Source organism: Nocardia sp. NBC_01499 (genome assembly GCF_045040275.1).
Lineage (GTDB): Bacteria > Actinomycetota > Actinomycetes > Mycobacteriales > Mycobacteriaceae > Nocardia.
In genome coordinates this window covers 4,597,431-4,609,914 of the sequence record NZ_CP109426.1, presented here as the reverse complement: position 1 = coordinate 4,609,914, position 12,484 = coordinate 4,597,431, and the positions used below count along the sequence as shown (strand labels likewise).

1 pseudogene is annotated in these 12,484 nt (G+C 68.4%); it reads left to right on the top strand.

The window, feature by feature from the left end:
• Positions 1 to 14: 14 nt before the first annotated feature.
• Positions 15 to 12,278: pseudogene (locus tag OG203_RS21040) on the top strand (amino acid adenylation domain-containing protein); the annotation flags it as partial.
• Between the last annotated feature and the right edge of the window lie 206 nt (positions 12,279 to 12,484).

Here is a 12,484-nt window from a genome sequence, read left to right as displayed (position 1 = left end):
GCACTGGTGGGCGCATGACGCGCGCCGCTCGTGTCCGTCCGGCTAGGACTCGGCGACCTCGGGTCATCACGCTGCCGCAGCTGATGGCGACCGCCGTCGAGGCGAACCCGGACGGCATCGCCCTCACCTACGCCGACGCCACCATGACGCTGGCGCACCTGAGCTACGCCGAGCTCGACGAGTGGTCGACCAGGCTGGCGCGGCTGCTCATCGATCGCGGCATCGGCCCGGAAGATCTTGTCGCGATCGGAATTCCGCGCTCGATCGAGTCCGTGGCCGCGGTCTGGGCGGTGGCCAAGTCCGGTGCCGGTTTCGTGCCGGTTGACCCGAACTATCCGGCCGACCGCATCGAACACATGGTGAAGGACTCCGGCGCGGTCTTCGGCCTGACCACCCAGCAGGCGGCCACTCAGCTGCCCGGACAGGTCGAATGGCTCGTCATCGACGGCGACTCGACGCTGCGCTCGCTCGAGCGGCACTCGACCGAGCCGATCACCAATGCCGATCGGGTGCGTCAGCTGCGCGCCGAGCATCCGGCCTGGGTGATCTACACCTCCGGTTCGACGGGCACGCCGAAGGGCGTCGTCGCCACCCAGGCCGGAATCGCCGGGTTCTGCGAGGAGCAGCGCGCGCACTACGGCGTCACGAGTACCGCACGGACCCTGCACTTTTCGTCACCATCGTTCGACGCGTCGATGCTGGAGCTGCTGCTCGCGCTCGGTGGCGCGGCGACCATGGTCGTTGTGGCGCCGACGGTGTTCGGCGGCGACGACCTGGCCGAGCTGCTTCGCCGCGAACGAGTGACCCATGCGTTCATCACCCCGGCCGCGCTGGCCTCGATCGATCCGGCCGGGCTCGACGATCTCGGGGTGGTCGCGGTCGGCGGCGAGGCATGGCCGCCGGATCTGGTGCGGCGCTGGATACTTCCGGTCACCGGCGGCGTCCGCGCGCTGTTCAACGTCTACGGGCCGACCGAGACCACGATCGTGGTGAACATCGGTACGCCACTGGTGCTCGACGCCCCGCTGACCATCGGCGGACCGATTCGCGGCGTCACCGAATACGTGCTCGACGAACGGCTTTCGCCGGTGCCAGACGGTGTGGTCGGCGAGTTGTACATCGCGGGCGCGCAGGTGGCGCGCGGATACCACGAGCGACCGGCGCTCAGCGCGACCCGCTTCGTGGCGAACCCGTTCGATCCCAACGGTTCTCGGTTGTATCGCTCCGGTGACCTGGTCCGTTGGACGGCGGACGGACGACTGGAGTACGCGGGCCGCAACGACTTCCAGGTGAAGGTGCGTGGTTTCCGCATCGAGCTCGGTGAGATCGACGCGGTGCTCGCCGCACACGACAGCATCGACTTCGCGGTGACCGTCGGTCATCAGCTCGACAGCGGCACCACGATTCTGGCCTCCTACGTGCTGGCGGCACCCGGCACGACGGTTGACACCGACGAGCTGATCGCGCTCGCCGAGCGCAGCCTGCCCGCGCACATGGTGCCGACCACGATCACGGTGCTCGACGAGATCCCGCTGACCCCGGTCGGCAAGCTGGACCGCCGCGCACTGCCCGCGCCGCGGCTGCAGACCAAGGAATTCCGCGCGCCGAGTGGGAAACTGGAGCGTCTGGTAGCGGACATCTTCGCGGAACTGCTCGACACCGGCGCCGAGATCGGCGCCGACGACGACTTCTTCGAGCTCGGCGGAAACTCGCTGATCGCCACCAAGGTGGTCGCCAGGATCGGCGCGCAGCTCGGCGCGCGGGTTCCGGCGCGGACGGTCTTCGAGGCGCCGACCGTCGCCGGTCTGGCGGCGCGGCTCGCGCCGTTCACGGAGTCGGGCGGACGGCAGGCGTTGGCACCCATGCCGCGCCCCGAACACATTCCGCTGTCGCTGGCGCAGCAGCGGATGTGGTTCCTGAACCAGTTCGATACCGCGTCGGCGGCGAACAACATTCCGTTCGCCATCCGGCTGTCCGGCGCGCTGGACGTGCCTGCGTTGCGGGCGGCGGTCGCCGACCTGGTCGAGCGGCACGAGACGCTGCGCACCGTCTACCCGGCGGTGGACGGCACCGGCTATCAGGTGGTGTTGCCTGCGGCGCAGGCGATTCCGGAGCTGATGGTCATCGAGGTCGCCGAGGCCGAGCTGCCGAGCAGGCTTGCCGAGTTCGCGCTGGCCGGGTTCGATGTGGCCGCCGAGGTGCCGCTGCGCATGGCGTTGCTTCACCTGGGCGATGACGACTACGTTCTCGCGGTGGTCGTGCATCACATCGCGGCCGACGGCACCTCGATGGCGCCGATGGTGCAGGACCTGACCGTCGCGTACTTCGCGCGCACGGGGATGGCAGGAGGCGGCGCCGACGGGGCGGGTGAACACACTGCGGGTTCGGCGCCAGATTGGGCGCCGCTGCCGGTGCAATACGCCGACTACGCGCTGTGGCAGCGCGCGATGCTCGGCGACGAGAACGATCCGAAGTCGGTGGCCGCCGAGCAGATCGATTACTGGCGAACGGCTTTGGCGGGCCTGCCCGGCCGGATCGAGCTGCCGACGGATCGGCCGCGGCCCGCGCTGGCCTCCGGTCGCGGCGGCGTCCACACGTTCGAAGTGGACCCCCAGACCAGGGCCAAGCTCGAAGCGATCGCGCACGACACCGGCGCCTCCCTGTTCATGGTGGTGCACGCGGCGTTCGCGGCACTGCTCGCCAGGCTGTCGGGTTCCGCCGACATCGCCATCGGCACCCCGGTGGCCGGCCGCGGCGAGGCCGAGCTGGACGGGCTGATCGGCATGTTCGTCAACATGCTGGTGCTGCGCACCGAGAGCGCGCCGGGCGCGTCGTTCCGCGAACTCGTCGAGGCGACCAAAAAGGTTGACGTAGCGGCATTTTCGCATGTCGAGCTGCCGTTCGAGCGGCTCGTCGAGGTGCTCGATCCCGCGCGCTCGCAGGCGCACCACCCGCTGTTCCAGGTGGCGCTGTTCTTCCAGAATATGGACAAACCCGCGTTGGAATTGCCGGGGCTGTCCGCGGCGGCACTCGACCTCGACGGCGCGGCAGCCAAGTTCGATCTGCAGTTGACCGTTACCCCGCGCGACGGTGAGAACGCCGGTCTCTCGGCCATGTTCAGCTACGCGACGGACCTGTTCGACGAGGCGACGGTGCGGCACTTCGCGGCCCGGCTGCGCCGACTGCTGCGCGCGGTCACCGCCGATCCCGACCGGGCGGTGGGCGACGCCGATCTGCTGTCGCTGGTCGAGCGGGATCGAATCCTGTTCGAGTGGAACGACACCCGGCAGCGGGTGGCGCCGCAGCTGCTGCTCGACGGCTATCGGCAGGCGGTTGCCGCTAACCCGGATGCCGTCGCGGTTGTCTACGAGGGCACCGAGCTCACCTATCGCGAGTTCGACGAGCGGGTCAACAAGCTTGCCCGGCTATTGATTTCGCAGGGTGTTGGCGCGGAGTCGTTGGTTGGCTTGGCGATTCGGCGTTCGCTGGACTTGGTTGTCGGCATGTATGCGATCGTCACGGCGGGTGGTGCGTATGTGCCGTTGGATCCGGATCATCCCGCTGAGCGGATCGCGCACATTCTCGATACGGCTCAACCTGCCTGTGTCGTAACAACTTCCGCCGATGCGGTGGCCTTGCCGGACGGCGTTGCCGCGGTGGCCATCGATACCGCCGACCTGGCAGGGTTCGATGGCGCGCCGGTCCGCGGTGACGAACTGCTCCGGCCGGTCTCGCCGCTGAACCCCGCGTATGTCATCTTCACCTCCGGTTCCACCGGTCGCCCCAAGGGCGTCGCGGTGTCGCACGCGGCGATCAACAACCAGATCGAATGGATGCTCGCCGAGTACCCGCTGCACCAGGACGACGTCTACCTGCAGAAGACCGCGACCACTTTCGACGTGTCGCTGTGGGGCTTCTTCATGCCGCTGCGGGCCGGGGCGAAGCTGGTCGTTGCGACCCCGGACGGCCATCGTGACCCGGCCTACGTCGCGGAAACCATTGTCGCGCAGTCGGTGACGGTGACCGACTTCGTGCCGTCGATGCTGACGATCTTCGCGGCGCACACCGCCAAGGGCGCCATCCCGACGCTGGAACAGATCTTCGTGATCGGCGAGGCATTGCCGCCGGAGACGGTCACCGCGGTGCACGCGGTGATCGACGCGGACGTGCACAACCTGTACGGGCCCACCGAGGCCGCGGTATCGGTGACCTACTGGCCCGCCGACGGCTCGGATACCCGCTCGGTGCCGATCGGGTTGCCGCAGTGGAACACTCGGGTGTACGTGCTCGACGCCCGACTGCGCCCGGTACCCGACGGTGTGGCCGGTGAGCTGTACCTGGCCGGTGACCAGCTGGCCCGCGGCTACGTCAGGCGGCCGGATCTGACGGCGGATCGCTTCGTGGCGAATCCGTTCGGCAACGGTCAGCGCATGTACCGCACCGGCGATCTCGTGGTGTGGCGCAAGGCCTCCGGTGCGGACGCCGACGAGGAGATGGTGCTCGACTACATCGGGCGCACCGACTTCCAGGTGAAGTTCCGCGGCCAGCGCATCGAGCTCGGCGAGATCGAAACCGCCCTGCTCGCCCAGCCCTCGGTGAGCCAGACGGTGGCGCTGGTCAGCCAGTCGACGCTCGGTGACCAGCTGGTCGCCTACGCGGTCGCCGCTCCCGGTGATCAGATCGACCCGCGGGAGCTGCGGGCCGCCATCGCGGAAACGCTGCCCACATACATGGTTCCGGCCGCCATTGTCGCGCTCGACGCGTTCCCGCTGAACGCGAGCGGCAAGCTGGATCGCAAGGCGCTGCCGGAGCCGATGTTCACCGCGCGCGAATTCCGTGCGCCCGCAACGCCGGTCGAGGAGATCGTGGCAGGCGTGTTCGGTGAGGTGCTCGGGCTGGCCAGGGTCGGCGCGGACGACGACTTCTTCGCGCTCGGCGGTAACTCGCTGATCGCCACCCAGGTGGTGGCGCGGCTTGGTGCCGCCATGGGCGGCCGGGTGCCGGTGCGGACGCTGTTCGAGGCGCCGACCGTGGCCGGGCTTGCGGCAGTGGTCGATTCGCAGGTGCACGGTCGTCCCGGCGTCGAGCTCGGCAGCATCGCGCGGCCGGACGAGTTGCCGCTGTCGTTGGCGCAGCGCCGGATGTGGTTCCTCAACCGCTTCGACCAGGACGACGCGGCGGCCGGGTCGGCCGCCTATAACCTGCCGTTCGCGCTGCGGCTGACCGGTGCGCTGGATGTGGCCGCGCTCGGCGCGGCACTGCACGATGTGGTGGCGCGGCACGAGGTGCTGCGCACCGTGTACCCGGAGACGGCCGACGGTCCGATCCAGGTTGTGTTGCCGCCCAACGGGGTTGCCCTCGACGTCGCGCCGCGACTGCTGAGCGAGGCCGACGTGGCGAGCGCGGTGTACACGCTGGCGTCGAGTTCGTTCGACGTAACCGCCGAGGTCCCGGTGCGCGTTGCCCTCCTGCAAGTCGACGGGCAAACGGACACGTATGTACTTGCCGTGGTGGTGCATCACATCGCCGCCGACGGGTCCTCGATGGGTCCGCTGGTGCGCGACGTGATGATCGCCTATGCCGCGCGGACCGCGGGTGAGGCGCCCGGGTGGGCGCCGTTGCGGGTGCAGTACGCCGATTACGCGCTGTGGCAGCGTGCGGTGCTCGGCGACGAATCTGATGCGGAATCGATTGCCGCGCAGCAGATCAGCTTCTGGCGCGCGCACCTGGCCGATCTGCCGGATCTGCTGGAGTTGCCAACGGATCGCCCGCGTCCCGCGATCGCATCGATGGCTGGTGCACGGGTCGATGTACAGATCGATGCCGCCACGCATGCCGGTCTCGTTGAACTCGCTCGCGCGCATGGCGCGACGTTGTTCATGGTCGTGCACACCGCGTTGGCCGTCTTGCTTGCCCGGCTCTCGGGTACGGCCGATGTCGCCATCGGTACCCCGTTGGCGGGTCGTGGCGAGCGGGAACTCGACGATCTGATCGGCATGTTCGTGAACACGGTGGTGTTCCGTACACAGTTCGAGGCGGGCGAGTCGTTCGTCGAATTGCTCGGCAGGCAGCGGGAATCCGACCTACAGGCGTTCGCGCACGCGGACATTCCGTTCGAGCGTTTGGTGGAGGTGCTCAACCCGCCGCGCTCGACCGCGCATCATCCGCTGTTCCAGGTCGGCCTGTCGTTCCAGAACATCGCGCGTGCCGCGCTCGAGCTGCCCGGTCTCGCGGTATCGGCACTGGACGCGGATCTGGCTGTGTCGCAGTTCGATCTGCATCTGATAGTCGGCGACGGTTACGACGAATCGGGCGTGCCGACCGGCATGGGCGGATTCTTCACCTATGCGACAGACCTTTTCGATGCCGCGACCGTGCAGGGCTTCGCCGAACGGTTCGCGCGGATCCTCGCCGCCGTTGTCGCGGATGCCACGACACCGGTCGGAGATATCGAGGTTCTCGACGAGGTCGAGCGTGACGATGTGCTCGGCCGGTGGAACGCTACCGAGCAGCAGGTCGACCAGTCGGCCACGTTGGTTTCGCTGTTGGATGCCGCCGTTGCGGCCGATCCGCGATCGGTCGCGCTCGTAGTCGATCTGCCGTCGGGTCGCGAGAAGGTGACCTACGGCGATCTCGATGCCCGGGTGAATCGGCTTGCGCGGCACCTGATCTCGATCGGCGTCGGTCCGGAGTCGCGGGTCGCACTCGCGTTGCGCCGTTCGGTCGATTTGGTCGTGGCCATGTATGCCGTCGCGAAATCCGGTGGCGCGTATGTGCCGGTGGATCCGACTCAGGCCGCTGAGCGCACCGGCTACATCCTCGACACCGCGGCACCGGTGTGCGTGCTGACCAATGCCGATGCCGAGTTCTCCACCGACGTAGCGCCTTTGGTGCGGATCGATGAACTCGACCTCGACGGACTGGATACGTCCCCGGTCACCGATGCTGATCGTGTCGCGCCGTTGCGTCCGGAGAACACGGCGTATGTGATCTTTACGTCGGGTTCGACGGGTCGTCCGAAGGGTGTGGCGGTTTCGCATGCGGCGATCGCGAATCAGTTGCAGTGGAAGGTTACTGAGTTCGGTCTTGATGCCGCTGATGCGATTCTGCTGAAGACCGCTGCGACGTTCGACCTTTCGGTGTGGGAGTTCTGGTCCGCGGCGGTGTGTGGTGGCCGACTGGTGATCGCCGCGCCGGATGGTCATCAGGATCCGGTATATCTGAACGAGTTGATGGCTCGTGAGTGGGTGACCACGCTGCATGTGGTGCCGTCGATGCTCGACGCGCTCAGCACGGGCGATTTCCCGACTTCGCTGTGGCGAGTGCTGGCGATCGGCGAAGCGCTGCCAGCCGGATTGGCGCAGCGCTTCCTTCGTGACTATCCACGCGTCGAACTGTTCAACCTGTACGGCCCGACCGAGGCCGCGGTGTCCATCACCAGTCACCGGGTCAGTCGAAACGATCAGGCGTCGGTGCCCGTCGGCGCGCCGGAGTGGAACAACCAGGTCTTCGTGCTGGATTCGCGGCTGCGGCCGGTCCCGGTGGGTGTTTCCGGTGAGCTGTACCTGGCCGGTGCACAGCTCGCGCGCGGTTACTTCGGTCGTGCGGACCTGACCTCGGATCGGTTCGTGGCCAACCCGTTCCAGACCGGCGCCCGGATGTACCGCACCGGTGACTTGGTGGCGTGGGATGCCTCAGGTGTGCTCGAGTACCGGGGCCGCACCGACTTCCAGGTGAAGATCCGTGGCTTCCGCATCGAACTCGCCGAAATCGACGCCGCACTGCTCGCACTGCCGCAGATCGCGCAAGCCGCGGTCATCGCTAAGTCGGACCCACGCACCGGCGACCGCCTGGTCGCCTACCTGGTCCCCGCGACGACAGCGGCCGATGTCGATGTCGCCGAGGTGAAGTCGGCGCTGACCGCTGGTTTGCCGTCGTACATGGTGCCGTCGGCGTTCGTGGTGCTCGATGCGCTGCCGTTGAATGTGAACGGTAAGTTGGATCGTAAGGCGTTGCCGGAGCCGGAGTTCGAGACTCAGGCGTTCCGTGCGCCGTCGACGCCGATCGAGGTGATCGTGGCGTCGGTGTTTGCCGAGGTGCTCGGTGTCGATCAGGTCGGCGCGGATGACGACTTCTTCGGTCTGGGTGGTAACTCGCTGCTGGCTACGCAGGTCGCCGCGCGTATCGGTGCCGCACTCGATGCCAGGGTGCCGGTGCGTGCGCTGTTCGAGGCGTCGACCGTCGCCGGTTTGGCCGTCAAGGTCGAGCAGCACGCGGGGTCCGGCGGCCGCAAAGCACTGGTGGCAGGCCAACGCCCGGAACAGATTCCGCTGTCGCTCGCTCAGCAGCGCATGTGGTTCCTCAACCAGTTCGACACCGGTTCCGCCGTCTACAACATCCCGGCCGCCATCCGCCTCTCCGGCGAACTCGATGTCGCCGCACTGCAATCGGCGGTGGCCGATCTGGTGGCCCGCCACGAGATCCTGCGCACCACCTACCCGCAGACCCAGCACGGCCCGGTGCAGTCCATCGCCACCCAGGTACCGGTCGATCTCGCACCCGTGCGGATCGACGGTTCGGACGTGGCTGACGCGGTATACCGCGTCGTCGCAACCGGTTTCGACGTCACCACCGAGGTTCCGTTCCGCGCCAAGCTGTTCCAGGTCGCCGACGCCAGCGACTACGTGCTGGTCTTCGTGGCGCATCACATCAGCGCCGACGGCTGGTCGATGGGCCCGCTGACCCGCGACCTGATGGTGGCCTACGCTGCCCGCACCGGCGGCGAAGCACCGGCCTGGGCGCCGCTCCCGGTCCAGTACGCGGACTACAGCATCTGGCAGCGTGACGTGCTCGGCGCCGAGGACGATCCGCAAAGCCTGATCGCTCAGCAGGCCGACTACTGGCGCACCGCGCTTGCCGCGCTGCCGGACGAACTGGCTCTCCCCGCGGACCGCCCGCGACCAGCAGCCGCCTCGTACCAGGGCGCGACGCTGGACTTCGAGATCGGCGCGGAACTGCACGCCGCCCTCGACCGCGTTGCCAAGCAGCACAATTCGACCCTGTTCATGGTCGTGCACGCCGCGCTCGCGGTGCTGCTCGCGCGACTGTCCGGCACCACCGACATCGCGATCGGCACCCCGGTGGCCGGTCGCGGTGAGGCCGAACTCGACGACATGATCGGCATGTTCGTCAATACCCTGGTGCTGCGCAACGAGATCGAGCCCGGCGCCACCTTCGACGCGTTGCTCGCCGACGTGCGCGACACCGACGTCGCGGCGTTCGGCCACGCGGACCTGCCGTTCGAGCGCCTGGTCGAGCTGCTCGATCCGGTCCGCTCGGCGGCCCGACATCCGCTCTTCCAGGTCATGCTCGTCTTCCAGAACCTGGCCGAGACCTCGCTCGAGCTGCCCGGCCTCACCGTGTCCGGTATAGATCCGCAGGTGCAGGCCGCCAAGTTCGACCTGCAGCTGACCGTCGCGGAACAGCCGGACACCCAGGGCATTTCGGCGGTCTTCGGCTACGCGACGGACCTGTTCGACGCGGCGACCGTGCAGAACTTCGCCGACCGCTTCCGCCGCATCCTCGCCGCCGTCGCGGCCGATGCCGCGGTGGTCGTCGGCGATATCGACGTGCTCGCCGCCGGTGAACGCGAACTCGTTCTGCACGAATGGAACTCACTCGGCGCCTGGGTACCCGGTGCCACGCTGCCCGGCCTCATCGCCGATCAGGTGTGGCGTCGCCCGGACGCCATCGCCATCCGATTCGGCGATCGCACCCTCACGTTCCGTGAATTGCAGCGCCGCGCCAATCAAGTGGCACGAGCACTGATCGCGCAGGGCGCTGGCCCGGAAACGCTGGTGGCCGTTGCGGTGCCACGCACCGAGGACCTGCCGGTCGCCCTGCTCGGTGTCCTCGCGACCGGCGCCGCCTACCTGCCGATTGACTCCGCGTACCCGGCGCAGCGGCTGGAATTCATGCTCGCCGACGCCGCCCCGGTCTGCGTGCTGACCACGGCGGACGAACGCGCCGCGGTGCCGACCGGTGCGCTGCCCGTCGTCTTGTTCGAGGAGACAGCGGGATTCGCCGACGCGCCCATCCACGATGCCGACCGGCGCGCGCCGCTGCACCCCGACAATCTGGCCTACGTCATCTACACGTCCGGCTCGACGGGCGTGCCGAAGGGCGTCGGCGTCGCACACCGGAATGTCGTCGAACTGTTCGCGAACACCCAAACGCTGTTCCGCTTCGACGAACACGATGTCTGGACGCTGTTCCATTCGTTCGCGTTCGACTTCTCGGTGTGGGAACTGTGGTGCGGCCTCGCGCACGGCGGCTCGGTCGTCGTGGTCGACTATGTGACCTCGCGGTCGCCGGAACAGTTCCGCGAGTTGCTGATTCGCGAGCGTGTGACGGTGCTGAACCAAACCCCGTCCGCCTTCTACCAATTGGTGGAGGCCGACCGCGCCGCCGAGCCGACCGCGCTCGCGCTGCGCTACGTGGTGTTCGGCGGCGAAGCCCTCGACCTGCGCAAGCTAGAGCGCTGGTACGAACGGCACGGCGCGACAACTCGTTTGGTCAACATGTACGGCATCACCGAGACCACGGTGCACGTGTCGTTCCTGCCGCTGGCCGAGCAGGACCGGCGCAACCCGGCCAGCGTCATCGGCCGCGCGATCCCCGGCCTTGACGCCTACGTGCTCGACGCACGCCTGCACCCGACCCCGCTCGACGTGCCAGGCGAGATCCACGTCGTCGGCGCGCAACTGTCCCGCGGTTACCTCGGCAGGCCGGGCCTCACCGCGGCCCGGTTCGTGGCAAACCCGTTCGGCGCGCCCGGTTCTCGCATGTACCGGACCGGCGACATCGGCCGCTGGCGCGATCGCGGCGACAAGGCCATGCTCGAATACGCCGGTCGCAGTGACCAACAGGTGCAGCTGCGCGGCTTCCGCATCGAACTCGGCGAGATCGAGGCGGCGCTGGTGCGCTGCGACGGCGTGCATCAGGCCGTCGCCCTGGTCCGTTCGGACGCGCACGGCGAACGGCTCATCGGCTACGTGGTATCCGAAGGCGACAGCGATCCGGTGACCATCCGTGCCGAGGTCGCCCAGTTCCTGACCGGCTATATGGTGCCGGACGCGATCGTTGCCCTCGACGCGCTCCCGCTGACGCCGAACGGCAAACTGGACCAAAAAGCGCTACCCGCACCGGAATTCGTCAGCGCGCGCGCCTTCCGCGCGCCGACCTCGCCGGTCGAGCAGGCCATCGCCGAGGTATTCGCCGACCTGCTCGGCGCGGAGTCGGTCGGCCTCGACGACGACTTCTTCACCCTCGGCGGCAACTCGCTGCTCGCCGCCCAGGCCGTCGGCAGGCTGCGCGCGGCCACCGGCGCCACGGTCAGCGTGCAGTGGTTCTTCACCGACGCCACGGTGGCCGGGCTCGCCGCGCGGATCGACACACCGGCAGCGGGGGAGACGGACCTCAACGCCGCGATGAACGTCCTGCTGCCGATCCGCACCGGCGGTTCCGAGGCACCGCTGTTCTGCCTGCACCCGATGTACGGCCTGGCCTGGAGCTACGCCGGGCTCGCCCAGCACCTGCCCGCCGACCAGCCGATCTACGGCGTGCAGTCGCCGGCCCTTTCCGAGGACGGCGACCTGCCCGGCTCGATCGCCGAGCTGGCGCACCGCTACGTCACCGAGATCAGGACCGTGCAACCGCACGGACCGTACCGGCTGCTCGGCTGGTCGCTCGGCGGTGTGCTCGCGCACGCCATCGCGACCGAGCTACAGGCCGAGGGCGAGCAGGTCGCGCTGCTCGCCATGATGGACAGCCACCCGAACCCCGACGTCGCCGGCTTCCGCGCGGCGGTGCGCGGCGCACTGGCCGAACTCGGGCTCGGCGGCGACCTCCTGGAGTCCGAGGACGATATCTACGACCTCAGCGACCAGGCGCTTGCCGCGCTGCACGCGATGATTCCGCCGGAACTGGTCGCGCTGACTCCCGAACGGCTACGTCGTATCTATCGCAGCGCGGTCCGCTCAGCGGAACTGATCGCCGCGCACCGTCCGGGGGTGTTCCACGGCACAGTGGCGTACTTCAGCGCGGCCGTGGCGGATCCCGCGGATGTGCTTCGTGCCACTGCCACCGACTGGTCGCCACACGCGACGGGCCCGGTGGTCGATCGGCCGATCGGGGTGACGCACGCGCGGATGACCGCGCCGGAAGCGCTCGCCGAGATCGGTGCCGAGCTGGCAGTTCTGCTCGGTCGCGAGAGCTGAGCAGGTCCTGTCGACGTGGGGTCACCAATCGCGCGTCGACAGGAGATAATCGGTCCCGGCGCTCGTTTCACGCGGTCGGGTCGCGGTCTGCTCCACGGATCGCACGGGCTGTGTTCGGCGTGCGTCGGTGGGGTCGGTAACGATGGGCATACGCGCGTTCGATGATCATGGGGGTGGGGAGCATCAAAGCGGGTTTGCGGCGACAA